The sequence below is a fragment of the Paraburkholderia phenoliruptrix genome (assembly GCF_019511605.1).
In the GTDB taxonomy this organism is placed as follows: Bacteria; Pseudomonadota; Gammaproteobacteria; order Burkholderiales; family Burkholderiaceae; genus Paraburkholderia; species Paraburkholderia phenoliruptrix_A.
Window position 1 is genome coordinate 100,562 of the sequence record NZ_JAEUAV010000014.1, and the last position, 24,019, is coordinate 124,580.

The following is a 24,019-nucleotide window of genomic DNA, read 5'->3' on the forward strand; positions in this document are numbered from 1 at the left end:
TTTGCTTCCTCACAGACTCATGCCCCGAGCACAACCTCTTTCTTCCTTCGGGATCGTGCGTCGAGCCAGACGCCTTTGGCGGCAATACGGCATTTTCTGGCTGGGCGCAATCGCGGTCGGGCTCGTCGCGGTGCTCTACGCACGGCTGATCGACTGGGGCTATAGCGAATTCCGGACGGTGCAGCGCGAGCATGTGTGGGCGCCGCTCATCATCACGCCCGCCGTGGCCGCCCTCGCCGTGTGGCTCACGCGCAAATTTTTCCGCGGCGCGGAGGGCAGCGGCATCCCGCAGGTGATCGCTACGCTTCATGCGAAGCCCGGCGAATACGGCGCGCGGCTGCTGTCAGTGCGCATTCTGCTCGGCAAGATCGCGGTGTCTTTTCTCGCGATTCTCGGCGGCTTCACGATCGGCCGCGAAGGTCCGACCGTGCAGGTGGGCGCCGCGCTCATGTTCAATCTGCGCAGGCTCTATCCGCGTTCGAATGCGCTGATCGAACGGCAACTGGTGCTGGCCGGCGCGGCGGCGGGCTTGTCGGCGGCATTCAATACGCCGCTCGCCGGTATTGTGTTCGCCATCGAGGAGTTGACGCGCAGCTTCGAGGCTCGCGCGAGCGGCGTGCTCATTACGGCGATCATCATTGCCGGTGTGATCGCGCTCGGGCTGAACGGCAACTACACGTATTTCGGCACGATTCAGATCGGCGCGCACTTTCCCAATCTGCTTGCGCTGGCGGTGCTGCTCACTGCCATCGTCACCGGCCTCGCGGGCGGCGTGTTCGGCTGGTTACTGCTGAACACCGCGCGCTGGATTCCCGCGCCGTTGCGCCAGCTGCACGGCGAGCGGCCGGTTGCGTTCGCCGCGCTGTGCGGCCTCGCGATCGCGGCAGTCGGCCTGATTTCGGGCGGCACCACTTTCGGCAGCGGCTATGCCGAAGCGCGCGGATTGCTCGACGGCAACCAACAGTTATCCGTGTTCTATCCGTTCCTCAAGATGATCTCGATGGTCGGCTCGTACCTGCCCGGCATTCCGGGCGGCATCTTCGCGCCGTCCCTCTCGATTGGCGCGGGCTTCGGCAATCTGCTGCATATGGTGTTCGGCTCCATGCAATTGCCGATGCTGATTGCGCTTGCGATGGTGGGCTATCTGGCGGCCGTCACGCAATCGCCCATCACGTCGTTTGTGATCGTGATGGAGATGATCAACGGACACGCGCTCGTGATCTCGCTGATGGCTACCGCGCTGATCGCGAGCCGCGTTGCACGCGTCTTTGCGCCGCCGCTTTACGAAGCCCTTTCGGAGCGCTACCTGGCGCCACTGCCGCGGCCGGCGCCCGCTCCGGTGCCCGAAGTGCCGGAGGTCGAGGCGCCTGAAGCGGTGACGGAAGCAGCCAACGGCGATGGGCCCGCGCCGTCAGGCGACGCGCCAACTGATGCACCCGCTGATCGGCCGCGGTGATCCGTTGCGGTAATCCGTGAGGCTGGTGCTTTGCGCGGGTGCTATGCGCGGGTGCTTTGCGCGCATGCTTCGCGGCGGTGCTTTGCGCGATGCTTCGCGCTGGCGCGCTGCGCAGTGAGCTCGGGCAGGCGCGAACAGATGCATCGGTCGGCCCGTCAGCGCGACGTGCCCGCCTGCCCTTCTGTCCGCCGCGCCCGTCAGGTCTGCGGTATTTCGATCTTGACCTCGAGCACTTCGAGGTCGTCCTGGCGTTCGAGGCTCACGCGGATGTCGTCATCCGAGATCCTCACGTACTTCGAAATCACGGCCACCAGTTCGCGTTGCAACGCAGGCAGATAATCGGCGGGAGCATGGCCGCCGGCGCGCTCGTGCGCGATGATCAACTGCAGGCGTTCCTTCGCTACCGACGCGGATTTCTTCTTCTCGCCCAGCAAAAACGAAAGAATCGACATAACGTGCGCTCCCCTTACTTGGTGCCGAAGAGGCGCTGCAGCAGCCCGGGCTTCTGGTAATCGATAAAGCGAAGCGATTTCTGCTCGCCGAGGAAACGCGATACGACGTCTTTATAGGCTTCGGCGACGTCGGTGCCGTCCAGGTGCACGGCCGGCAAACCCTGGTTCGACGCGTGCAGCACGGCTTCCGATTCCGGAATGACGCCGATCAGGTCGATGCGCAGAATTTCCTGAATGTCCGTGAGCGACAGCATCTCGCCTTCGCTCACGCGCTTCGGGTTGTAGCGCGTGATCAGCAGATGCTCCTTGATCGGCTCCTTGCCTTCAATGGCGCGCTTGGTCTTCGACGAAAGAATGCCGAGGATGCGGTCCGAGTCGCGCACCGACGACACTTCCGGGTTCGTCACGATCAGCGCCTCGTCGGCGAAGTGCATGGCGAGCAGCGCGCCCGATTCGATACCGGCCGGCGAATCGCACACAATGTATTCGAAGTCCATTGCGATCAGGTCGTTAATGACCTTCTCGACGCCTTCCATCGTGAGCGCGTCTTTGTCGCGCGTTTGCGAGGCCGGAAGAATGAAGAGGTTCTCGCACTTCTTGTCCTTGATGAGCGCCTGGTTCAGATTGGCTTCGCCCTGGATCACATTGATCAGGTCGTACACCACGCGGCGCTCGCAGCCCATGATGAGATCGAGGTTGCGCAGGCCGACGTCGAAGTCGATCACGGCGGTTTTGCTGCCCCGCAATGCGAGGGCCGATGCAAAACTCGCGCTCGTGGTCGTCTTGCCCACGCCACCCTTGCCCGATGTCACCACAATGATTTTTGCCATTACCCTTACCTTGTGTTCGTCAAATTCGTCAATTATGTGCGGCCGTAGTTCGTGCAAAGCGCCGCCTGCCGCAAAGCCCGGGCACGGCGCGCTTCGCGGCGCTTACGTGAGCCGCAATGGTTCGATCATCAACTTTTCTTCTTCGAGCCAGATCTGCACGGGCTTGCCGAGTACGTCGGCCGGCAGCGGGTTTTCGGTGGTCCGATAGATACCCGCGATCGAAATCAGTTCCGGTTCGAGACACGTGCAGAAAATGCGCGCGTCGTGATTGCCTTGCACGCCGGCAAGCGCGCGGCCGCGCAACGGCGCATAGATATGGATATTGCCTTCCGCAATGACTTCCGCGCCGTAGCTCACGAGTCCGAGCACAACCAGATCGCCCTTTGCGTAGATGCGCTGGCCCGAGCGCAGCGGCTTTTCGACCACCATGGTTTGCGACGAAGTGGCGAGGCGCACGGGTTCGGCGGCGGGCGCAGCCTCCGGCGAGCCGGCTGCGGTGGCGCCCGGCGCGGCATTCGTGCCTGCCGCGGCGGCAGCACCGCCTGGATTGTCTGCACTGACTGCACCGATTTCACCGCCTGCACCCTGCGCGCCGTCTGTCGCGAGACCTGCCGCGCCGTTTGCTGCCGACGCGCTCGCCGCATCTTCATCAGCCGGTTTTGCGGTCGCGCCGCGACGATCGCGCGCTTCGAGAAGCGGCAACGCGGATTCCGCCGCCCACGACTGCTGCGTCTCTGCGACCACGCCGACCGGCCGCATGCGCACGCTCTCGAGCAGTTGCGCGATGTCGGCAAGCGGCACACGCTCGTTCTCCGTGAGGCGGCGCACGTCGATCGCGACAACGTCGTTAGCGAAGAATTCGGGGGTCGCCTCGAAGCGCCGGGTCAGCTCAGCACGCATGGCGTCGAGGTCAGTCGTCTTGACCACAAAAAGGAGCGTGTCGACGGAACCGCTGCGAAGTTCGAAAAAAGGCGATTTCTTGGGCGACATAGCGTTCGGCAAAAAATTTTGCGTATTTTACAGGCGTCCACGCGCGCGGCGAGATTTTTTGCCCGACAGCGCGGCTGACAATCGCACGTTGTCCGCGCAAAACGATCGCACAGCGCCGCACATGGACGGACGATGCACGGCAGCCATCGAGCTACAGGCGCGCAGACGAAGGGAACAGGCAAGACATGCAGACGGGCGGCAGAACTGCTGCGCCGCTCGGTGGGATCACGCGTCAACCACAGATGAATTGCAGGTCAATCACACAGCAACTGCGGGCGACGAAGATGGTACGTGGCGAACCAGCAGGCTTTCGGCCTGCTCCGGTGCACGAGCCATGCGCCGATGCTCGCCGGTCGGCCCAAAACCGAGCGCTTCGTAAAAGCGCATGGCGTTGCGATTGGAGTCCGCGACCCACGCATAGATTTCCGTGGCGCCTTCGCTGGCGAGCCAGCCGCTCGCGGTGTCGACTAGCAGTTCCCCGCCGCGCAGATGCCGGACCGCCGGCGCCACCCATAGCTCGCAGACAAAAGCACGGCGCCCCGGGACCTCTTCGAAATGCGCTTCGATGAGTCCGGCCGGATGACCTTCGGTATAGAGAATAAAAGTGCTGACGGTCAGAGAAACCGCGTGCTTCGCGGCGATGACGTCAAAGCTGGCGGCATCCGCAGACAATGCGTCTTCCAGGGTCGCGCCAAAGGCATAGGGCGCCTCGCGCAGCGACGCAGTACGGAGTTCGCGAAAAACGGCGCCCTGATCAGCGGCGATACGGCGAACGGTCAATGACGGACTCATGCAGACGAAAACCCCTTGAAGCCTTAAGGCGTAGCTTTAACCGAACCGGCGTGCGAGTCAAATCATTCTTTGCCGGGCGATCTTATCGCGCGAACGGGTTCTCGCAAAGCGCGCAACAGGTTCGCAGCATTTGCCGCGCCCGGCGCCGTGCACGTGTGCCTGTTCGCGGGGTGACCTTGCAGGCTAGGGCGCCTCGTAGCCGCCGGTGCCGTCCGGCCAGGGCGTAAGGAGTTCGTAGCCGTCGTCGGTGACGGCGATCATGTGTTCCCATTGCGCCGACAGCGAGCGGTCTTTCGTCACCACCGTCCAGCCGTCGCGCAGAACGGTGGTGCCTGCGCGGCCCGCGTTGATCATGGGTTCGATGGTAAAGACCATGCCGGGCTTCAGACGCAGGCCCTGCCCCGGCTGACCGTAGTGCAGGACCTGCGGCTCTTCGTGATACACCTTGCCGATGCCGTGGCCGCAATAATCGCGCACGATCGAAAAACCATCGCGCTGCGCGATCTTCTGGATCGCATGGCCGACATCGCCAAGCGTGGCGCCCGGCTTCACTTCGCGGATGCCCGCGAGCATGGCTTCATAGGTCGTGTCGACCAGTTGGCGCGCCACGGGACTCGGCTCGCCGACCACGTACATGCGGCTCGTGTCGCCGAAATAGCCGTCTTTGATGATAGCTACGTCGATGTTGATGATGTCGCCGTCCTTGAGCACCTCGTTGCGGTTCGGAATGCCGTGGCACACGACCTGGTTGACCGACGTGCATACCGTCTTTGGAAAGCCGAGATAGCCGACGTTCGCCGGAATCGACTTCTGCGTGTTGACGATGTAGTCGTTGCACAGCGCGTCCAGTTCTTCGGTGGAGACACCGGCCTTGACGTGCTCGCCGATCATGGCCAGCACATCGGCCGCGAGGCGGCCCGAAATACGCAGCCGGGCGATGTCGTCGGGAGTCTTGTAGGTAATGGCCATGAATTCGGTCGCTAGGTTCGAAGGTGGTTCGATGTTCAATCGAACGGCCAATTGTACAGAGGATCGGGAAGGGGCCGGTGGCAGGCAGGCGCAATGACAGCTTAGGTCGGCATCCGCTTGTTGGCGTTGGCACTGTCGTCGCGCATTCGCTTAGGATCGCTTATAAAAGCGGAACACCTGCGCGACATTCAAAGGACCATCACAATGCTCGACCAGAAACAAAAACAGGCCCCGAAGGGCCTGTTTTAAAAATCTGGCGGAAAGGGTGAGATTCGAACTCACGGTACCCCTAAAGGTACACCGGATTTCGAGTCCGGCGCATTCGACCACTCTGCCACCTTTCCGTGTTTTCCAACTTACCGCCACTCATGAAGCCGGGCGGATTTGTCAGGTTCAAGCGGGTCGCTGCTTGAGAGAGGAAGATTATAGAACAGCTAATCTGGTTTTCCAAGCCCCTCATCGAAAAAAATTCAGAGGAGCGCCCCGCAGCAATGCAACTCAGGCCGCCGGCACTTCCAGCCGTTCCACACCGCCCAGATACGGCCGCAATGCAGCGGGCACCGTGACCGAGCCGTCCGCGTTCTGGAAGTTCTCCAGCACGGCCACGAGCGTGCGGCCGACCGCGAGCCCCGAGCCGTTCAGCGTATGCACCAGTTCGGGCTTGCCTTGCGCGTTGCGATAACGGGCCTGCATCCGGCGAGCCTGGAACGACTCCGTATTCGAGCAGCTCGAAATTTCGCGATAGGTGTTTTGCGCCGGCAACCACACCTCGAGGTCATAAGTCTTGGTCGCCGAAAAGCCCATGTCGCCCGTACACAGCGTGATCACGCGGTACGGCAGTTCGAGCTTCTGAAGGATTGTCTCCGCATGGCCGACCATCTGTTCCAACGCGTCGTACGACGTTTCCGGCGCCACGATCTGCACCATCTCGACTTTGTCGAACTGATGCTGACGGATCATGCCGCGCGTATCGCGCCCGTACGAGCCTGCTTCCGAACGGAAGCACGGCGAATGCGCGGTCAGCTTGATAGGCAGCGCATTGCCTTCGACGATGCTCTCGCGCACCGTGTTCGTTAGCGAAATTTCCGATGTGGAAATCAGATATTGCGTCACCGTGTTTTCGCCGCCGCCCTTCTCGACGCGGAACATGTCGTCTGCGAACTTGGGCAGTTGGCCGGTGCCGTACAGAATCTCCGGATTCACGATATACGGCGTGTAAATCTCCGTATAGCCGTGCTGCTGCGTATGCGTGTCGATCATGAACTGCGCGAGCGCACGGTGCAGCCGCGCGATCTGGCCACGCAGCATCGTGAAGCGCGCACCCGAGAGCTTCGCGCCGGTCTCGAAGTCGAGGCCGAGCGGCGCACCCACATCCACGTGATCTTTCACTTCGAAGTCGAACTGACGCGGCGTGCCCCAGCGGCGCACTTCGACGTTATCTGCCTCGTCGCGTCCCACCGGCACGCTCTCATGCGGAAGATTCGGCACGCCCAGCAGCAGATCCGACAGACGCTTCTGAATATCGTCCAGCTTTGCCGCCGACGCCTTCATCTCGTCGCCAATGCCGCCTACTTCGGCCATCAGCGCCGAGGTGTCCTCGCCGCGCCCTTTCATCGCGCCGATCTGCTTGGACAGGCTGTTGCGGCGTGCCTGCAGTTCTTCGGTACGGGTCTGGGTATCGCGGCGTTCCGCTTCGAGCGCGGTAAAAGCCGCGACGTCGAGGGCATAGCCGCGGTCGGCGAGGCGTTTCGCGACGCCGTCGAGGTCTTTGCGCAGCAACTGGATGTCGAGCATGGGATGGGGCGGGTATTCGTTGTGTGAAGGTGGGATTTTAGCGCACCGGCGCCGCGCGCCGGATAGTCTCAGCCCTTCTTCGGCTTGTTCTCGCTGCGCCATTGCGCGTCGAGTTCGGCAAGGCGCGCCATCTTCTCGCCAATCTTGCCTTCAAGTCCGCGCGGCGTCGGCGTGTACCAATGCGGATCGCGCATGTTGTCCGGCAGATAGGTCTCGCCGGCCGCGTAGGCGTCGGGTTCGTCGTGCGCGTAGCGATACTCGTGACCGTAGCCGAGCTCCTTCATGAGCCGCGTCGGCGCGTTGCGCAAATGCACCGGCACGCCGCGCGACTTGTCCTTGCTGACAAAGCGCCGCGCTTCGTTGTACGCGTTGTAGCCGGCATTGGACTTGGGCGCGACCGCCAGATAGATGATCGCCTGCGCAAGCGCCAGTTCGCCCTCGGGCGTGCCGAGCCTCTCGTAGGTTTCGGCGGCATCGAGTGCGATGCGCGCGGCGCGCGGGTCGGCCAGACCAATGTCCTCCCACGCCATGCGCACGATGCGGCGCGCCAGATAACGCGGGTCCGCGCCGCCGTCGAGCATCCGGCAGAACCAATACAGCGCGCCGTCCGGACTGCTGCCGCGCACCGACTTGTGCAGCGCGCTGATCTGGTCGTAGAACGCGTCGCCGCCCTTGTCGAAGCGGCGCAGATTTTCGGCGAGCGCGCTGCCGAGCAACGCGCCGTCGATCTCCGTCGTCTTCTGCTGCGAAGCGGCGCGCGCGACGATCTCCAGGTTGTTCAGGAGCTTGCGGCCGTCGCCGTCCGCGGAGCCGATCAGCGCGTCGCGCGCTTCGTCGGTGAACGTCAGGCCGCCCAGTTCGTGCTGCGCGCGCGCGAGCAGTTCGCGCAACTCGTCCTCGTCGAGGCTTTTCAGCACATACACGGCGGCGCGCGAGAGCAACGCGCTGTTCACCTCGAACGACGGATTTTCCGTTGTCGCGCCGACGAACACGAAAAGTCCCGACTCCACGTGCGGCAAGAACGCGTCTTGCTGACTCTTGTTGAAGCGATGCACCTCGTCGACGAACACCAGCGTCTGATGCCCATTCGCGCGGTGGACCTGCGCGGTCTCGACCGCCTCGCGAATGTCCTTCACGCCGGAGAGCACCGCCGACAGCGCGATGAACTGCGCGTGGAACGCGTCCGCCATGAGCCGCGCGAGCGTGGTCTTGCCGACGCCGGGCGGGCCCCAGAGGATCATCGAATGCGCCTGGCCGGACTCGAATGCGACCCGCAGCGGCTTGTTCGGGCCGAGCAGGTGCTTCTGGCCGATCACTTCGTCGATATTGCGGGGCCGCAGCCGTTCGGCGAGCGGGACATTGGCACGGGTTTCTTCGAACATGACGTTTTGGGGATAATCTCGGCTTTCCGGACGCGCTTCGCGCGACGGCATCTGCGATGGGCGCAGGCGCCGTGCTGCCGGACAAGCGCCAGACCCGCGCGGCGAACAGGCAACCAACGCGCAACCAACACGCGGGCAACGTCCTGCATTATGACAGCCACGGCGCCTTGCGCGAGCGAAGCGCGTTCGCGGCCGGCCCGCTGCGCGGCCGACGAGCCGCACAACAGCAACAAGACCAGCAACAAGACCAACAACAAGACCAGCAGCGAAACCAGTAACACAACCAGCAGCAACACCGGCAACAAAATCGGCACCTAGACACACCACGCAGGGACAAGACCCGATGACACAAGCAACACCCGACCCACTCGCCGGCGACGCCGGCTCCACCTACGCACCGCTCACGCCGGTGCCCGACGCACGGCGCGCGTTTGGCACCGGCGACGCATTTGCCCTCTGGTTCTCGCTCGGCATCGGCCTGCTCGTCGCTCAGGCCGGCGCGCTGCTGGTGCCCGGCCTGTCGCTTGCGCATGCGTTGCTCGCCATCGCTATAGGCAGCGCGATCGGCGTGGTCCTGCTCGCGCTCGCGGGCGTGATCGGCACGGACACGGGACTCGCCGCGATGTCGTCGCTGCGGCCGACGCTCGGCGTGCGCGGCGCCTCGGTACCCGCGGTGCTGAACGCCGTGCAACTGGTCGGCTGGGGCGCGTTCGAAGTGATCGTGATGCGCGATTCCGCCGACGCCCTCGCGAAGCAGGCATTCGGTTTCTCGATGCCGCTCATCTGGACCGTCGTGTTCGGGCTGCTTGCGACGCTGCTCGCGATCAGCGGTCCGCTCTCGTTTGTGCGGCGTTTTCTGCGCAGCTGGGGTATCTGGCTGCTGCTCGCGGGCGCGGCGTGGCTCACGTGGAATCTGCTCGCGCAGCACGACCTGGCGGCAATGTTGCGCAAGCCCGGCACCGGCGAGATGTCGTTCGGCGGCGCGATCGACCTAGTGGTCGCCATGCCGCTCTCATGGCTGCCGTTGATCGCGGACTACACCCGCTTTGGCCGCCGCGCCGGCGAGACGTTTCGCGGCACGCTGCTTGGCTACGGCATCGCGAACCTGTGGTTCTATGCGTTGGGCGCGGTCTACGGCCTCGCCGCGGGCGGCGGCGACGCGCTGCTCACGAGCGCGCTCGCGCAGGCGGGCGGCGGCCTCGCGCTGCTGCTGATCCTGATCGACGAAGTCGACAATGCATTTGCCGACATTCATTCGGCGGCCGTGTCGACGGGAACCTTCTGGGCGCGCGGCAGTGTGCCGATGCTCTCGGCGGCATTCGGCGCGCTTTGCACGTTGATCGCGCTGCTCGTGCCGATGGCGAAATATCAGAACTTCCTGTTGCTGATCGGCTCGGTGTTCGCGCCGCTCTTCGGCGTGGTGCTGGTGGACCACTTCATCGTGCGCAAGCGCCGCATCGAAGCGGCCGCGCTTGCCGACGTGCGCGGTCGTTATGGCTTTTCGGCAGGCTGGCATCTGAGCGCGTTCATTGCGTGGGCGATCGGCATAGCGGCTTATCAGGCGATCAACCAATGGCTGCCGAATCTGGGCGCGACGTTGCCCTCGCTGGTAATCGGTGCGGTGTGCTATCTCGTCTTCGTCTCGACGCGCAAGACGGCCTACGCGTAAGCGGTCTCTTTGCCTGCCGATGAAAAAAGGCCTGCATTTGCAGGCCTTTTCTTTGCGTGTGACGCATTGCGCAGCTTTTCTGCGGCAACTCGCGTCGCGAGCCGGTTCAGCGAGCTACAGGCGTACAGGCGTCCGATATTCGACGCCCGGCAGCACGCATAGCAACTCGAACGCAAGGTTGGCGCCGAGCAGCGCCGTGGTGCCGAACGGATCGTACGGCGGCGCGACCTCCACCAGATCGCACCCGACGATGTTCAAACCGCGCGCGCCGCGAATGATTTCGAGCGCCTGCGGCACCGTCAGTCCGGCGATTTCCGGCGTGCCGGTGCCAGGCGCGAAAGCGGGATCGATCCCGTCGATGTCGAATGTCAGATAGACCGGCGCATTGCCCATGCGCTCGCGCACGCGCGCCATCAGCGGTGCGAGCGACTGGTTCCAGCAGGCTTCGGCCTGCACGACCTCGAAGCCCTGATCGCGACACCAGTCGAAGTCTTCGGCAGCGTAGCCGGTGCCGCGCAGACCGATCTGCACGACGCGCTCACAGTCGAGCAAGCCCTCCTCCACCGCGCGACGAAACGGCGTGCCGTGAGCGATTTTTTCTCCCATCATCGTGTCATTGACGTCTGCATGCGCGTCGACGTGAATCAGTCCCACCTTGCCGTGCTTGCGATGAATCGCGCGCAGGATCGGCAACGCTATCGTGTGATCGCCGCCTAACGTGACCGGCTTGCAATCGTGCTGCAGAATCTCGTCATACGCGGTTTCGATTCGCGCAATCGAGTCATGCAGGTTGTACGGGTTGATGGCCACGTCGCCGAGGTCGGCCACGCGCAGCGAATCGAACGGCGCTGCGCGCGTCGCCATGTTGTAGGGGCGCAGCAGCACCGACTCGCTGCGAATCTGGCGCGGCCCGAAGCGCGCGCCCGTGCGGTTGGAGGTTCCCAGATCGAACGGCACGCCGACGAAACAGGCATCGAATCCCGCAGCGGAGCCGACATTCGGCAAACGCATCATCGTCGCAATGCCGCCGCAGCGCGGCATTGCATTGCCGGAGAGCGGTTGCGGCCGCTCGCCGGCTTCGGGGGAAATGAAAGAGGAAGTATTCATCGTGGCTCGGCAATGAAAGCAGCGCAACAGGCGCGGAACTGGCGTAAAAACCCGCGGAACCGGCGCGAAGCAGCGAACGTTCAGGCCGCCCGCACGCCTCCTGCCGGGTGAACCTTCATTCTTGAGCAACTTTGCGGATCCTCAAATAGCCGCGCAAAAACCTTCACATCGATCCCGAGCGATGTATGCTGACGCATGTTCTCCCAACTCACCGACCTCGACCTGCGGCTCATCCGCGTATTTCTCGCAATTGTCGACGCGGGCGGCGTCTCGTCCGCGCAAGCCACGCTCAATGTCGGCCAGTCCACCATCAGCACCCAGCTCGCCACGCTGGAAACGCGCCTCGGCTACCGGCTATGCGAACGCGGCCGCGGCGGCTTCCGGCTGAGCGCGCGCGGCGAGCAGTTTGTCGACGCCGCTCGCGCGCTGCTCGATGCAGTGGACAACTTCGGCATAGAGGCGCGCAATGTGGGCCGCAAGCTGGTCGGCACGCTGGACATTGGGATGATCGGCCATACGCCGGTGTCGGCAAGCGCGCGAATCAGCGACGCGATTGGCCGTTTTCGCTCGCGCGATCAGTCGGTGCGATTCTCGATTCTCGTGCGCTCGCCCGGCGAACTCGAAGAACTGCTGCTCAACGGGCGGATTCAGATCGGCATCGGCTATTTCTGGCATCGGGTGCCGTCGCTCGAATACACCGAGATATTTGCCGAAGAGCAGTTCGCCTACTGCGCGAAGGGGCATCCGCTCTTTGAGCGCGCCGGGCGCGTAACGCCCGCGCAGGCCGCGGCGCACGAATGGGCGTGGCGCAGCTATCCGTTACCCGAAGCCGAAAATGCGGCGCCTGCCCGCAATGTCACCGCCGTGGCCGACAACATGGAAGCCGTCGCCATGCTCGTGCTTTCCGGGCATCACCTCGGCTATCTACCGGAGCACTTCGCGGCGCCGTTCGTCGAGCAAGGTCTGCTCGCCGCACTGAACCCGGCGCTCATGCGCTATCGGGTCACGTTTCATATGGTCACCCGGGCACGGCGGCAACGAACCGATATTGTCGAAGCGTTTCTCGACGATATGAAGGCCGCGCATGCCTCAAACCTACGGCAGCAAAACTAGCCGTTGATCACGTCCGCACCCTTGGGCACCGTGAACTTGAACGCGTCCGCCGGCAACGGCGGATTCTTCTGGATGTTGGAAAACGTCAGCAGCGTCACGTTGCCGAATACGTCGTGCAATTCCATTGCTTGCAGATTGCCGTCCTTGAAGCCGATGCCCACGCGCTGGAATTGCGTGTCCTTCGTTTTCGGCGTCAGTTCGAGCCAGTCGATGCCGGCCTTCACGCCCGCATCGCGCAGCGTGAAGTTCTTGTCCAGATCGTTGCTGCCGAACAGAATGGCCGCCGGGCTCGCGCCGAGCGCGCCGCCGAGGCTTCGCACGGTCACCTGGTTCAGGTCCTTGTCATACACGTACAGCTTGTCGCCGTCCGCTTGCAGCAGTTGCGCGTAGGGCTTTTCGTATTGCCAGATGAACTTGCCCGGGCGCGCAAACGTGAATGTGCCACTCGACGTGCTGTTCCTGCCGCCGCCGTTGGTAGACAGCACGCCGCTCCCGGCGCTCGGGCTGCTGGCCGCCTGCGCCTTGCCCGGCGCGCGCACTTCCTGCTGCACGAAGGTGCCGCGCGCGGAGTGAACCTGCGCGACGAACGTCTTCAATTGCTCGGTACCGCTCGCGAAAGCCTGCGAAGCGACCAGCATCGACGCGCCGAGCGCCGCCGCGCCGACACCGCGCGCCACGCTGCGAGCCAGGCGGGCAAACCGGCCGGAGTTGCTTGACTGGGCATACTGCTGCGCGAATAGCTGCATATGGTTTTCTCCCTTGATTTGAATTCGTTGAACGGCCGAGCTGGTCGCGGCGCGTGGTGATAGTCGTGTTGCTTGCGGCCTCTCGCAAAACCGCGCGCAGCGTCAGATACGGCGCGCGATTCGCGGACCTCGGCACATACGCGTGAGACTGAACCCGCTCCCAAGCCGTCTTGGGGTTTGGACCGCAGCTTAGGCAGCGAGTCTTAAGCGAAGCTTAGGAGCAAACGTCTGGAAACGGACGTTACAGACGGACACGAGCCCTTGCGCTCAGTCCGCCTCGCGCGCCGGCGCGAGAATCTCGCGATTGCCGTTCGACGACATGGCCGACACGACGCCCGAGTTTTCCATCTGCTCGAGCAAACGCGCCGCGCGGTTATAGCCGATGCGCAAATGCCGCTGCACCAGCGAAATGGACGCGCGTTTGTTCTTCAGCACCACGTCCACCGCCTGGTCGTAGAGCGGGTCGGACTCGCCGTCGCCCGAGCCGCCGCCGCCGGCACCCGCGGAGCCTTCGTCGCCCTCGCCGGTCACGCCGCCTTCCAGAATGCCCTCGATATAGTTCGGCTCGCCCTGCTCCTTGAGCTTGTCGACCACGCGGTGCACTTCCTCGTCGGACACGAACGCGCCGTGCACGCGCACCGGCAAGCCGCTGCCCGGCGGCAGATACAGCATGTCGCCCATGCCGAGCAGCGATTCCGCGCCCTGCTGGTCCAGAATCGTGCGCGAGTCGATTTTCGACGACACCTGGAACGCCATTCGCGTCGGCACGTTTGCCTTGATAAGACCCGTGATCACGTCGACCGACGGACGCTGCGTCGCGAGAATCAGATGGATACCCGCCGCGCGCGCCTTCTGCGCGATCCGCGCGATCAGTTCCTCGACCTTCTTGCCGACCACCATCATCAGGTCCGCGAGTTCGTCGATCACGATCACGATGTTCGGCAGGCGCGTGAGCGGTTCAGGATCGTCCGGCGTGAGACTGAACGGGTTCGGCAGCTTTTCCTCGCGCTTTGCGGCTTCGTCGATCTTGTTGTTGTAGCCCGCGAGATTGCGCACGCCGAGCTTGCTCATCAGCTTGTAGCGGCGCTCCATTTCGGCGACTGCCCAGTTGAGCGCGTGGCCGGCCTGGCGCATGTCCGTCACGACCGGACAGAGCAGATGCGGAATGCCTTCGTAGACGCTCATTTCGAGCATCTTCGGATCGATCAGGATCATGCGCACCTGGTCGGCGCTCGCCTTGTAAAGCAGCGACAGAATCATCGCGTTGATACCCACCGACTTGCCCGAGCCGGTGGTGCCGGCCACCAGCAGGTGCGGCATCTTCGCGAGGTCGGCGCACACGGGCTTGCCGCCGATGTCCTTGCCAAGGCCCATGGTCAGCGGCGAGGCGGCGTCCGCATAAACCGCCGAGCCGAGAATCTCCGACAGACTCACGGTCTGGCGGCGCTGGTTCGGCAATTCGAGGGCCATGTAGTTCTTGCCCGGAATCGTTTCGACCACGCGAATGGACACGAGCGACAGCGAACGCGCGAGGTCTTTCGCCAGATTCACGATCTGGCTGCCCTTCACGCCGGTGGCCGGCTCGATCTCATAGCGCGTGACGACGGGGCCCGGATAGGCAGCGACCACGCTCACCTCCACTCCGAAGTCCTTGAGCTTCTTCTCGATCAGACGCGAGGTGAATTCGAGCGTATCTGCGGAGATGGTTTCCTGCGCGGCGGGCGCGGGATCGAGCAGCGAAATGGGCGGCAGCGTGGAATCGCCGGGCAGATCGGTGAACAGCGGCACCTGCCGTTCTTTTTCGACCCGCTCCGACTTGGCCGGCGTGACGACCGGCGGCACGATCACTACCGGCTCGTGTTCCTCGATACGCACGCGGCCCTTCTCGACCTTGCCCTCGCGCCTGACGGCGGCCGCCTCGCCCAGCTTGCGATCGCGCCCCGCCTCGCGGCGCAGCTTTGCAAAGGTGACGGCCGAGATGATCGACTCGCCGACCTTTTCCGCCACGGAGAGCCACGAGAAGCGGAAATACAGCGACAGGCCGATGGCCAGCACGATCAGCAACGCCAGCGTGCCGCCCGTGAAGCCGAGTGCATGCGAGACACCGCGCGCGACCGTCTCGCCGATCACGCCGCCCGGCGCGCGCGGCAATTGCACCTTCAGCGACCACATGCGCAGCGCCTCGATACCGTCGCAGGCGAGCAGCACCAGCATGAACGCGAACGCGTCCGCAAGCCAGGTGGTGTCGCGCGGCGCGTCTTCCGGCAATTCCTCGTGACGGGTAATGCGCTTGTAGTTCGCGGAGATGTGCCGGCCGAGCAGCACGATCCACCAGTAGGCGGACAGGCCGAACAGTAGCAGCAGAATGTCCGAAGTCCACGCGCCCACGCGCCCCGCCCAGTTGGCGATGTGATCGACCTGCGCGGCGTGCGTCCAGCTCGGGTCGCGCCGGCTGTAGCTGACGAGCGCCATCAGCAGGAACACGCCGAGCGCGACCTGCAGGATCCAGCGGATTTCGGTGAAGAGGCGCGACATGCGGTGCGGCAATGCCTGCGCGCTCGCGGAATAAGGAGCTTTTGCCATTGATCCTGTTGCTTGTGTGGCCAGTCCGGTGTGCCGGGCGCTGCGCGGCTGCGGGCACGGCGCCGTCGACCCGAAACTTCGATCCGGCCTATTGTAAACGCAGTGCCCCAAGGCAGGCTGTAAATGACGGTAACCTGGCCGATTGGCCACGCGCGCGCCGCGCGCAGCGATGTGCCGGGCTATCGCTGCGATGGAAAAGCTTCATGGAGCAGGCGGCCGCCCCGCCCTTTATAATGGCCGACTGATGCCCATCTACAGTTTCAGCCAAGTCGCGTTGCCCGCATGGGCGGGCAGCGCGCCGTAAAAGGATTTGATCATGCCCGCAACTTCCACGAAACACGCCAAGGTTCTGATTCTCGGTTCCGGTCCCGCCGGCTACACTGCCGCGGTCTACGCAGCGCGCGCCAACCTCGCGCCGGTGCTCGTCACCGGCCTTGCGCAAGGCGGCCAGTTGATGACCACGACCGACGTCGAAAACTGGCCCGCCGACGCCAACGGCGTGCAGGGCCCAGAACTGATGGCGCGCTTCCTGGAGCACGCTGAGCGCTTTAACACCGAAATCATCTTCGACCACATCCACACGGCGAAGCTCAATGAAAAGCCGATCCGCCTGATCGGCGATTCGGGCGAATACACCTGCGATTCGCTGATCATCTCGACGGGTGCGTCGGCGCAATACCTCGGCCTGCCCTCGGAAGAAGCGTTCATGGGCAAGGGCGTGTCCGCGTGCGCAACGTGCGACGGCTTTTTCTACAAGCAGCAGCACGTGGCCGTGGTCGGCGGCGGCAATACCGCGGTCGAAGAGGCACTGTACCTGTCGGGCATCGCAAAGAAGGTCACGGTGATCCATCGCCGCGACAAGTTCCGCGCGGAGCCGATCCTGATCGACCGCCTGCTCGCGAAAGAGAAGGAAGGCGTCGTCGAGATCAAATGGAACCATACGCTCGACGAAGTGACCGGCGACCAGTCGGGCGTGACCGGCGTGCGCATCAAGCATACGCAAACCGGCGAGACGACGGACATCGCTTTGCAGGGCCTTTTCGTCGCGATTGGCCACAAGCCGAACACGGACATTTTCGAAGGCCAACTGGAGATGAAGAACGGCTACATTATCACCAAGGGCGGCCTGAACGGCTTTGCCACGGCCACCAGCGTGCCGGGCGTGTTCGCGGCCGGCGACGTGCAGGACCACGTGTACCGTCAGGCGATCACGAGCGCGGGCACCGGCTGTATGGCTGCACTCGACGCGCAGCGCTATCTGGAAACCATCAACGAGATGGCCGGCGAACATGCGATGAGCCAGGAAGCCGAGCGTTGATGCAAAGCGCCTGCACGCCAACGCAACGGTAAAATGGCGGCTGGGCCTTGCCCGGCTGCTAGCTGAATGAAAGGCCGCGGCTCACTTGCCGGCGGCCTTTTTTCATGCGAAGCCGCAGCATGGTTGCGCGAGGCGCCGCGTGACCGGATTGCTGGCCGATCAGCTCGTTCAGGCCGTTTTTTTCGCATTTTCCGCGTCCACTACCGCTATGCCGAAGAACCACCCTCATCCGAACGAGCCGAAGCGCGCACGCGCCGCCGCGCCGGCCGCGCGCGAACCGGCGACGCCCGCCGCGAAGCCTGCCATCGAGCCGGCTGCGGGGCTCGCGGGCCTCTCCGCGTTGCGCGACGCATTGAAGATCGACGCGCAAAAACGCGAGCGCGAACGCGCGGCGGCCGCCGCCGCACAGCGCGAAGCAGCCGCGGACGCCGACCTGTTTCGCCGCGAGATCGGCGAGGTTGCGCCGCTCGCGGTGCCGCCGCGTGCATCGTTGCCGCGCAATCCTCCGCCGCCGCTGCCGGTGCAAACCCTCCTCGACGAAGAAGCGGTGCTGCACGAAGCCATCTCCGACGAGTACGACCCCGAAGTACTGCTCGACACCGACGAAACGCTCTCCTATTGCCGCCCCGGCGTGAGCCAGGAAGTCGTGCGCAAACTGCGGCGCGGCGACTGGATCGTGCAGGCGCAGATCGATCTGCATGGCATGCGCCGCGAAGAAGCGCGCGAGGCGCTGGCCGAGTTCATCCGCGAGTCGGTCAAGCGCGGCTTGCGCTGTCTGCGCGTGATTCACGGCAAGGGCCTCGGGTCCATCGGCAAGGAACCCGTGCTGAAGGGCAAAGTGCGGGCGTGGCTCGTGCAAAAGAACGAAGTGATCGCGTTCTGCCAGGCCCGCCCGCATGACGGCGGCGCCGGCGCGGTGGTGGTGCTGCTTCAGCCGGGGGCGGCGCCGGCTCACGCCAGACCTTCGACGGAGCCGCGGTGATCCACCCCAGACTCACGCTCGCGCTTTCCATCATGGAGGCGCTGGCCATCTTCGCGTACGCCATTTCCGGTTTCATCGAGGCGAGGACACGGCGCCTCGACGCGGTCGGCACGTTTCTCGTCGCAATCGCCACGGCTTTCGGCGGCGGCACGCTGCGCGACGTGCTGCTCGAGCGCCGGCCGTTCTATTGGGTCGAGCATCAGGACTACCTGATTGCGATCTTCGCGATGTCGCTGTTCGCGCCCACGCTGCTCAAGATGACCTCGCGCCTCTTGTCCGAGCGCGTGCTGCTGGTGGCCGATGCGATCGGCCTTGGCCTTTTCAGCATTGCGGGCACCTCCATCGCGCACGACGCGCAAATGCCCTGGTTCACGTCCGTGATGATGGGCGTGGCCACCGGCGTGTTCGGCGGCGTGATCCGCGACGTGCTGTGCAACGAAGTGCCGCTTATTCTGCGCGATTCGCGGCCCTACGCGACCTGTGCTTTTGTCGGTTGCTGGCTGTATGTGTTGCTGGACTACGTGAACTTCGACACGGTGTATAGCGTGCTGATCGCCACCGGCTTCATTCTGCTCGCGCGCCTCGCGACGTACCGCTTCGACGTGCGCCTGCCGCATTAGCAGGGTTTGGCTTTGCGGGGCGAGTGACCGACTGGGCGACCGATCAGTGACCGCCTGAGCGACCGACTCAGCGACCGCCTGAGCGACGGGCCAAGCGACGAGCGCATGCTCGCGCCGTGCGGTGTGTCGATTTTCACCGCGCCCGTTCGTCGTGTGTGGACGCCGTGTCCGGAGCGGCCCGACCGGGTCGCAGCACGCGTCGAACCGCCGAAGGTGATTACGATGAGCCTCAAGCTATACGCGCACCCGTTCTCCTCATACTGCCAGAAGGCGCTGATCGCGCTGTACGAGAACGGTACGCCGTTCGAATTCCGCATGCTCGCGCACGACAATCCGCAGATCATGGCCGAATTCGCCGAACTGTGGCCAATCAAACGCTTTCCCGTTCTGGTCGACGGCGGGCACACGGTGATGGAGGCGAGCATCATCATCGAATACCTTGGGCTGCACTACCCAGGCCCGGTGGCGCTCTTGCCCGCCGACGCCCGCGCCGCGCTCGAGGTGCGCGGCATGGACCGCTTCTTCGACAACTATATTTCGACGCCGCAGCAGAAGGTCGTGTTCGACAGCCTGCGCCCCGAAGCCGAACGCGACAAGCGCGGGGTTGCCGAAGCGCGCGCGATGCTCGATACAGCCTATGCGTGGCTCGACAGGACCATGGCGGGTCGTGAATGGGCTGCAGGCGGCACGTTCAGCCTCGCCGATTGCGCGGCCGCGCCCGCGCTCTTTTACGCCGACTGGACGCACCCAATCGACGCACGCTTCGCGCAGGTGCGTGCCTATCGCGAGCGTCTGCTGGCGCGTCCGTCGTTTGCCCGTGCGGTGGACGAAGCACGGCCATACCGCCCGCTGTTCCCGCTCGGCGCGCCGGATAGGGACTGAGCACAGCCGAACCCGGCCTGAACGGACACGGCGGGAACGCGTGCGGTACCGCCGCGGCGCCCAGTTGCGGACAACATTAATTCGAGCCTATACACTTCACGTCGAAACCTATTTCCAGCAATTACACATAAGGCCAAACATGGACCGTTTCGAAGCGATGGAGATATTTACGCGTGTGGTCGAGGCGAACAGCTTCACGAAAGTATCCGAGTCGCTCGACCTGCCACGCGCCAAGGTGAGCCGCACGATCCAGGCGCTCGAAGAACACGTCGGCGTACGCCTGTTGAACCGCTCGACGCGCCAGGTCAGCGTCACCGAAGACGGCGCGCTGTTCTACGACCGCTGCGTGCGCATTCTCGCGGAAGTGGCGGACGCTGAGTCGTCGCTGTCGAACAAGCGCGAAAACCCGGTGGGCACGATTCGCGTGGACACCTCGGGCACGCTCGCCCGCGCGCTTCTCTTGCCCGCGCTCGACGACTTCTACCGCCGCTACCCTGAAATCGACGTGCGGCTCGGCCTCGCGGACCGCAACATCGACCTGATTCAGGACGCGGTGGACTGCGTGATTCGCATGGGGACGCCGGAGGAATCGAGCCTCGTTGCGCGGCGCATTGGCCATGCGCGGATCGTCACGTGCGCGTCGCCGGCTTATCTGGAGAAATACGGCACGCCGACCACGCTCGATCAATTGAGCGAGCACCGCGCGGTCAACTATGTGTCGGCGCGCACCGGCAAAACTTTTCCGTTCGAATACGAAGTGAACGGCGAGATCGCGAAGGTCACGATGAAAAGCGTGCTCGCGGTGAACGACGGCTCGGTCTACATTCGCGCGGGCGCGCTCGGCCACGGCATCATCCAGCCGTCGCGCTTCATGGTTGCGCATCTGATCGAGCGCGGCGTGCTAAAGGAGATCCTCACCGACTACACGAGTCCGGGCACGCCGTTGTCGATCCTCTACGCGCATCGCCGAAATCTCAGCTCGCGGCTGCGCGCGTTCACCGAATGGGTGACGGAACTCGTGCGCAACAATCCGGACCTGCGCATTCCGGACGCTTGACGCGCGGGGAACGGGTTCTTCCGAAGCAAACGCACGAGTAAAAGCAAAAAGAAGAAGCAAAAAGAAAAAGCCCCTTGTCTCTCGCGAGCCAAGGGGCTTTTCCGTTGCACGAACAGACAGTGCGAAATTGAGTCAGAAGTCTCGCCTTAAGCGATCCGTTCTTCGTTCGACGGATCGAACAGCACCGCCTTCGACGTATCGAACAACAGCGTGGTGTTCGTCAACGGCTGCGGGTTCGATGCCGGGTGCACGCGGCTCACCACGCGCTTGCCGTTGACCTGCGCGAATACCAGCGTGTCCGGACCGGTCGGCTCGATCACGTCGACTTTCACGTCGATCTGCTGCAGCTTGCCGTGGTCGCCATGCGCGCCGCGCGAATCGGTAATGCGCTCCGGCCGCAAGCCGAGAATCACCTCACGGCCAATATGCGACTTGACCTTGGCCGAGTCGAACGGCAGCAGCAGCGCGGTGCGCGCCACGCCGGTATCCAGTTCGAGGCCCACGCCCGCACCCTGCTCGACCAGCTTGCCCTGAATGAAGTTCATCGGCGGCGCGCCGATAAAGCCCGCCACGAACAGATTCGACGGCGAGTCGTAGATTTCCTGCGGTGCGCCGAACTGCTGGACGATGCCGTCTTTCATCACGGCGATGCGGTCGCCGAGCGTCATCGCCTCGATCTGGTCGTGCGTCACATAGACAATCGTCGTGCCGAGGCGCTGATGCAGCAGCTTGATTTCCGAGCGCATCTCGATACGCAGCTTGGCGTCCAGATTGGACAGCGGCTCGTCGAACAGGAACATCACCGGGTCGCGCGCGAGCGCACGGCCCATTGCCACGCGCTGACGCTGGCCGCCGGACAACTGCCCCGGCTTGCGATCGAGCAGGTGCGTGATCTGCAGCGTGTTCGACACGCGCTCGACAATCTGCGCCTGCTCGCTCTTGGGCACCTTGCGGATGTTCAGGCCGAAGGAGATGTTCTCGCGCACCGTCATGGACGGATACAGCGCGTACGACTGGAACACCATTGCGATGTCGCGGTCTTTCGGCGAGAGGTTGTTCACCGTCTTGCCGTCGATCTGGATCTCGCCCTTGGTCACCGTTTCGAGGCCGGCAATCATGTTGAGCAGCGTCGACTTGCCGCAGCCCGAGCCGCCGACGAGAATCAGGAACTGGCCGTCTTCGATGTCGATGTTGACACCCTTCAGAACCGGCACCCCATTCGGGTAAGTCTTGTACACGTCACGGATGGAAAGGCTTGCCATGCTGTGAATCCTCTAGTCTCTGGTACTGCTTGAAAGCGTCTTGTCGGATGGCGGCGGTGCTCATGTGCCCGTATGTGCGGTGCACGAAGCGCCGCCGCGCTCGGATGATCTCGCGAGGCGTCAGCCCTTCACGGCGCCCGCCGTCAGGCCGCGCACGAAATAGCGTCCGGCCACGATGTAGACGAGCAGGGTCGGCAGTGCGGCGATGATCGCGCCGGCCATGTCCACGTTGTATTCCTTCACGCCGGTCGAAGTGTTCACGAGGTTGTTCAGCGCCACGGTGATCGGCATGGAGTCCACGCCGGAGAACACGATACCGAACAGGAAGTCATTCCAGATCTGCGTGAATTGCCAGATCAGGCACACCATGAAAATGGGCAGCGACACCGGCAGCAGGATCTTCGTGAAGATCGTGAAGAAACCCGCGCCGTCGATACGCGCCGCCTTCACGAGTTCGGCCGGAACGCTCACGTAAAAGTTGCGGAAGAACATGGTCGTGAACGCGATACCGTAGATCACGTGCACCACTACCAGACCGGTGGTCGTGTTGGACAGGCCGAGCGCGCCTTCGAAACGCGCCATCGGCAACAGGATTGCCTGGAACGGAATGAAGCAGCCGACCAGCAGCATCGTGAAGATCGGATCGGCGCCGCGAAAACGCCAGTGCGTGAGCACGTAGCCGTTGAACGCGCCGATGATCGACGAAATCAGCACCGCCGGAATCACCATGCGCACCGAGTTCATGAAGAACGGTTGCATGCCGTCGCAGCGCACGCCGGTGCAGGCGCCGCTCCATGCCTTGATCCACGGATCCACGGTCCAGTGCGACGGCGGCGTGAGCAGATTGCCGGTGCGCAACTGGTCGATGTCCTTGAACGACGTGGACAGCATCACGTACAGCGGAAACAGGAAGTACAGGGCAAACAGAACCAGGGCCGCGTAAATGACGGCACGGCTGATCGTCATCTTAGGCTGCATTGCGGGTGCTCCTCGATTCCAGATACATGAGCGGCACGAGCACGGCCACGACGGTGGCCAGCATCATCATCGACGATGCCGCGCCGACGCCGAGCTGCCCGCGATTAAACGAAAACGTGTACATGAAAATAGCCGGCAGCGACGACGAAGTGCCCGGACCGCCCGCTGTCAATGCAACGACGAGGTCGAAGGTCTTGATCGTGATGTGGCAAAGAATCAGCAGCACCGAGAAGAACACCGGGCGCATGCTCGGAATCACGATCTTGCGGTAGATGGTGGGCAGGTTCGCGCCGTCCATCTGCGCGGCCTTGAAAATTTCGCCGTCTACGCCGCGCAAGCCCGCGAGAAAGAGCGCCATGACGAAACCGGTGGATTGCCACACTGCGGCGATCACCACGCAGAAAATCGCCTTGTCGGGGTCGCCCAGCCAGCCGAACGAGAAGCTCGTCCAGCCCCAGTCGTGAAAGACTTTTTCGAGGCCGATGCTCGGCGTCATGATCCATTGCCACGCCGTGCCGGTCACGATGAACGACAGCGCCATCGGATACAGGAACACGGCGCGCAGCGCGCCTTCGTTGCGGATCTGCTGATCGAGCAGAATCGCGAGAAAGAGACCGAGGCCAATGCAGATGCCGATGAACGGAATGCCGAACCAGCCGAGGTTCGCGGCCGAGGTCCAGAACACGTCGTTGTCGAACAGTTCGCGGTAACGGTCGAAGCCGACGAAATCGTAGCGCGGCATGAGCCGCGAGTTCGACATGGACAGATAGCCCGTAATGGCAATGAAGCCATACACGAAAATCAGGCTGATCACGACGCTGGGTGCGAGCACCAGCTTCGGAATCCAGCGATCGGCAAGGGCCGACATGGGCGACGCGCGGCGGGCGACGGTAGCCGTTTTCCCGTTTTCGCTGATAGAAGCAGTCACTACTCGACTCCTGCTGAAACTGTCAGGTGAAGCCGCGTGCACCCGCATGGGCGAAGTGCAGGCAACCCACCGGATGGCGCGAATTCACGCGATCAACGGCGCGAAGGGC

The 24,019-nt window shown here is 63.6% G+C and carries 22 protein-coding genes and 1 tRNA gene; 9 read left to right on the plus strand and 14 right to left on the minus strand.

Features of this window, described 5'->3' with window-relative positions:
• Nucleotides 1-19 precede the first annotated feature (19 nt).
• Nucleotides 20-1,456, plus strand: coding sequence for a chloride channel protein (locus JNB89_RS18545; RefSeq protein ID WP_220363229.1), 1,437 nt, complete (start codon nt 20-22; stop codon nt 1,454-1,456).
• Between the two features lie 197 nt (nt 1,457-1,653).
• On the opposite strand, the gene minE is transcribed toward JNB89_RS18545, so the two are convergent.
• From minE to JNB89_RS18585, 8 genes are all read right to left on the minus strand, one after another.
• Complete coding sequence (gene minE / locus JNB89_RS18550; protein ID WP_006048489.1) at nt 1,654-1,908, minus strand: cell division topological specificity factor MinE; 255 nt, start codon at nt 1,906-1,908, stop codon at nt 1,654-1,656.
• 14 nt (nt 1,909-1,922) lie between these two features.
• A complete protein-coding gene (gene minD / locus JNB89_RS18555; protein WP_013338516.1) occupies nt 1,923-2,738 on the minus strand; it encodes a septum site-determining protein MinD in 816 nt (271 codons plus the stop codon).
• Nucleotides 2,739-2,840: 102 nt separating this feature from the next.
• Nucleotides 2,841-3,728 (minus strand): septum site-determining protein MinC, encoded by an 888-nt coding sequence (gene minC, locus JNB89_RS18560; RefSeq protein WP_220363230.1) that lies wholly within the window; start codon nt 3,726-3,728, stop codon nt 2,841-2,843.
• 258 nt (nt 3,729-3,986) lie between these two features.
• A complete protein-coding gene (locus JNB89_RS18565) occupies nt 3,987-4,520 on the minus strand; it encodes a GNAT family N-acetyltransferase (protein ID WP_220363231.1) in 534 nt (177 codons plus the stop codon).
• Between the two features lie 183 nt (nt 4,521-4,703).
• Nucleotides 4,704-5,489 carry a type I methionyl aminopeptidase gene (map, locus tag JNB89_RS18570; protein WP_013338513.1) on the minus strand — a complete coding sequence of 262 codons (786 nt, stop codon included), beginning with the start codon at nt 5,487-5,489 and terminating at the stop codon, nt 4,704-4,706.
• A 254-nt stretch (nt 5,490-5,743) separates the two neighbouring features.
• A tRNA-Ser gene (locus JNB89_RS18575) sits at nt 5,744-5,833 on the minus strand.
• Between the two features lie 154 nt (nt 5,834-5,987).
• Nucleotides 5,988-7,283, minus strand: a complete 1,296-nt coding sequence (gene serS / locus JNB89_RS18580; protein ID WP_220363232.1) for a serine--tRNA ligase — start codon at nt 7,281-7,283, stop codon at nt 5,988-5,990.
• 68 nt (nt 7,284-7,351) lie between these two features.
• Entirely contained in the window at nt 7,352-8,665 is a 1,314-nt protein-coding gene (locus JNB89_RS18585; RefSeq protein WP_013338511.1) for a replication-associated recombination protein A, read from the minus strand.
• A gap of 56 nt (nt 8,666-8,721) precedes the next feature.
• Between JNB89_RS18585 and JNB89_RS18590 the strand changes: the two genes are divergently transcribed.
• Both JNB89_RS18590 and cytX read left to right on the plus strand, forming a co-directional pair.
• Nucleotides 8,722-8,943 carry a hypothetical protein gene (locus JNB89_RS18590; RefSeq protein WP_220363233.1) on the plus strand — a complete coding sequence of 74 codons (222 nt, stop codon included), beginning with the start codon at nt 8,722-8,724 and terminating at the stop codon, nt 8,941-8,943.
• 65 nt (nt 8,944-9,008) lie between these two features.
• Entirely contained in the window at nt 9,009-10,334 is a 1,326-nt protein-coding gene (gene cytX, locus JNB89_RS18595; protein WP_220363234.1) for a putative hydroxymethylpyrimidine transporter CytX, read from the plus strand.
• Nucleotides 10,335-10,448: 114 nt separating this feature from the next.
• Here cytX and speB read toward each other — a convergent pair whose 3' ends face one another.
• Entirely contained in the window at nt 10,449-11,441 is a 993-nt protein-coding gene (speB, locus tag JNB89_RS18600) for an agmatinase (RefSeq protein ID WP_035466157.1), read from the minus strand.
• Nucleotides 11,442-11,636: 195 nt separating this feature from the next.
• Here speB and JNB89_RS18605 point away from each other — a divergent pair, with 195 nt between their 5' ends.
• Complete coding sequence (locus JNB89_RS18605; RefSeq protein WP_220363235.1) at nt 11,637-12,554, plus strand: LysR family transcriptional regulator; 918 nt, start codon at nt 11,637-11,639, stop codon at nt 12,552-12,554.
• Here JNB89_RS18605 and lolA read toward each other — a convergent pair.
• Together lolA and JNB89_RS18615 are read right to left on the minus strand one after the other, a co-directional pair.
• Entirely contained in the window at nt 12,551-13,300 is a 750-nt protein-coding gene (gene lolA, locus JNB89_RS18610; RefSeq protein WP_220363236.1) for an outer membrane lipoprotein chaperone LolA, read from the minus strand. The two genes, JNB89_RS18605 and lolA, sit on opposite strands and share 4 nt — an antisense overlap.
• Nucleotides 13,301-13,567: 267 nt before the next feature.
• Nucleotides 13,568-15,883 carry a DNA translocase FtsK gene (locus JNB89_RS18615; RefSeq protein WP_220363237.1) on the minus strand — a complete coding sequence of 772 codons (2,316 nt, stop codon included), beginning with the start codon at nt 15,881-15,883 and terminating at the stop codon, nt 13,568-13,570.
• A 316-nt stretch (nt 15,884-16,199) separates the two neighbouring features.
• Between JNB89_RS18615 and trxB the strand changes: the two genes are divergently transcribed.
• From trxB to JNB89_RS18640, 5 genes are all read left to right on the plus strand, one after another.
• Nucleotides 16,200-17,201 carry a thioredoxin-disulfide reductase gene (gene trxB / locus JNB89_RS18620; protein WP_013338505.1) on the plus strand — a complete coding sequence of 334 codons (1,002 nt, stop codon included), beginning with the start codon at nt 16,200-16,202 and terminating at the stop codon, nt 17,199-17,201.
• A gap of 208 nt (nt 17,202-17,409) precedes the next feature.
• The gene (locus JNB89_RS18625) at nt 17,410-18,183 is read left to right on the plus strand and encodes a Smr/MutS family protein (RefSeq protein WP_041728722.1); all 774 of its coding nucleotides are present in this window, start codon (nt 17,410-17,412) and stop codon (nt 18,181-18,183) included.
• Entirely contained in the window at nt 18,183-18,803 is a 621-nt protein-coding gene (locus JNB89_RS18630) for a trimeric intracellular cation channel family protein (RefSeq protein ID WP_041728720.1), read from the plus strand. The genes JNB89_RS18625 and JNB89_RS18630 overlap by 1 nt, the downstream gene beginning before the upstream one ends.
• Nucleotides 18,804-19,025: 222 nt before the next feature.
• Nucleotides 19,026-19,685, plus strand: coding sequence for a glutathione S-transferase family protein (locus JNB89_RS18635; protein ID WP_220363238.1), 660 nt, complete (start codon nt 19,026-19,028; stop codon nt 19,683-19,685).
• A 139-nt stretch (nt 19,686-19,824) separates the two neighbouring features.
• A complete protein-coding gene (locus JNB89_RS18640) occupies nt 19,825-20,742 on the plus strand; it encodes a LysR family transcriptional regulator (protein ID WP_013338501.1) in 918 nt (305 codons plus the stop codon).
• A gap of 146 nt (nt 20,743-20,888) precedes the next feature.
• Here the strand turns inward: JNB89_RS18640 and JNB89_RS18645 are convergent, their stop codons facing one another.
• The 3 genes from JNB89_RS18645 to JNB89_RS18655 all read right to left on the minus strand — a co-directional run bounded on the left by JNB89_RS18645 (nt 20,889) and on the right by JNB89_RS18655 (nt 23,958).
• Nucleotides 20,889-22,004, minus strand: coding sequence for an ABC transporter ATP-binding protein (locus tag JNB89_RS18645; protein ID WP_220363239.1), 1,116 nt, complete (start codon nt 22,002-22,004; stop codon nt 20,889-20,891).
• Between the two features lie 120 nt (nt 22,005-22,124).
• The gene (locus JNB89_RS18650) at nt 22,125-22,982 is read right to left on the minus strand and encodes a carbohydrate ABC transporter permease (protein ID WP_013338499.1); all 858 of its coding nucleotides are present in this window, start codon (nt 22,980-22,982) and stop codon (nt 22,125-22,127) included.
• On the minus strand, nt 22,972-23,958 hold the full coding sequence (locus tag JNB89_RS18655; RefSeq protein ID WP_431026593.1) for a carbohydrate ABC transporter permease: 987 nt from the start codon (nt 23,956-23,958) through the stop codon (nt 22,972-22,974). Before JNB89_RS18655 ends, JNB89_RS18650 begins: the two co-directional genes overlap by 11 nt.
• Nucleotides 23,959-24,019 lie beyond the last annotated feature (61 nt).

Coding starts and splice junctions, on each gene's coding strand:
- JNB89_RS18545 (WP_220363229.1), top strand. CDS start 20: ATGCCCCGAGCACAACCTCTTTCTTCCTTCGGGATCGTGCGTCGAGCC.
- minE (WP_006048489.1), bottom strand. CDS start 1,908: ATGTCGATTCTTTCGTTTTTGCTGGGCGAGAAGAAGAAATCCGCGTCG.
- minD (WP_013338516.1), bottom strand. CDS start 2,738: ATGGCAAAAATCATTGTGGTGACATCGGGCAAGGGTGGCGTGGGCAAG.
- minC (WP_220363230.1), bottom strand. CDS start 3,728: ATGTCGCCCAAGAAATCGCCTTTTTTCGAACTTCGCAGCGGTTCCGTC.
- JNB89_RS18565 (WP_220363231.1), bottom strand. CDS start 4,520: ATGAGTCCGTCATTGACCGTTCGCCGTATCGCCGCTGATCAGGGCGCC.
- map (WP_013338513.1), bottom strand. CDS start 5,489: ATGGCCATTACCTACAAGACTCCCGACGACATCGCCCGGCTGCGTATT.
- serS (WP_220363232.1), bottom strand. CDS start 7,283: ATGCTCGACATCCAGTTGCTGCGCAAAGACCTCGACGGCGTCGCGAAA.
- JNB89_RS18585 (WP_013338511.1), bottom strand. CDS start 8,665: ATGTTCGAAGAAACCCGTGCCAATGTCCCGCTCGCCGAACGGCTGCGG.
- JNB89_RS18590 (WP_220363233.1), top strand. CDS start 8,722: ATGGGCGCAGGCGCCGTGCTGCCGGACAAGCGCCAGACCCGCGCGGCG.
- cytX (WP_220363234.1), top strand. CDS start 9,009: ATGACACAAGCAACACCCGACCCACTCGCCGGCGACGCCGGCTCCACC.
- speB (WP_035466157.1), bottom strand. CDS start 11,441: ATGAATACTTCCTCTTTCATTTCCCCCGAAGCCGGCGAGCGGCCGCAA.
- JNB89_RS18605 (WP_220363235.1), top strand. CDS start 11,637: ATGTTCTCCCAACTCACCGACCTCGACCTGCGGCTCATCCGCGTATTT.
- lolA (WP_220363236.1), bottom strand. CDS start 13,300: ATGCAGCTATTCGCGCAGCAGTATGCCCAGTCAAGCAACTCCGGCCGG.
- JNB89_RS18615 (WP_220363237.1), bottom strand. CDS start 15,883: ATGGCAAAAGCTCCTTATTCCGCGAGCGCGCAGGCATTGCCGCACCGC.
- trxB (WP_013338505.1), top strand. CDS start 16,200: ATGCCCGCAACTTCCACGAAACACGCCAAGGTTCTGATTCTCGGTTCC.
- JNB89_RS18625 (WP_041728722.1), top strand. CDS start 17,410: ATGCCGAAGAACCACCCTCATCCGAACGAGCCGAAGCGCGCACGCGCC.
- JNB89_RS18635 (WP_220363238.1), top strand. CDS start 19,026: ATGAGCCTCAAGCTATACGCGCACCCGTTCTCCTCATACTGCCAGAAG.
- JNB89_RS18640 (WP_013338501.1), top strand. CDS start 19,825: ATGGACCGTTTCGAAGCGATGGAGATATTTACGCGTGTGGTCGAGGCG.
- JNB89_RS18645 (WP_220363239.1), bottom strand. CDS start 22,004: ATGGCAAGCCTTTCCATCCGTGACGTGTACAAGACTTACCCGAATGGG.
- JNB89_RS18650 (WP_013338499.1), bottom strand. CDS start 22,982: ATGCAGCCTAAGATGACGATCAGCCGTGCCGTCATTTACGCGGCCCTG.
- JNB89_RS18655 (WP_431026593.1), bottom strand. CDS start 23,958: ATGCGGGTGCACGCGGCTTCACCTGACAGTTTCAGCAGGAGTCGAGTA.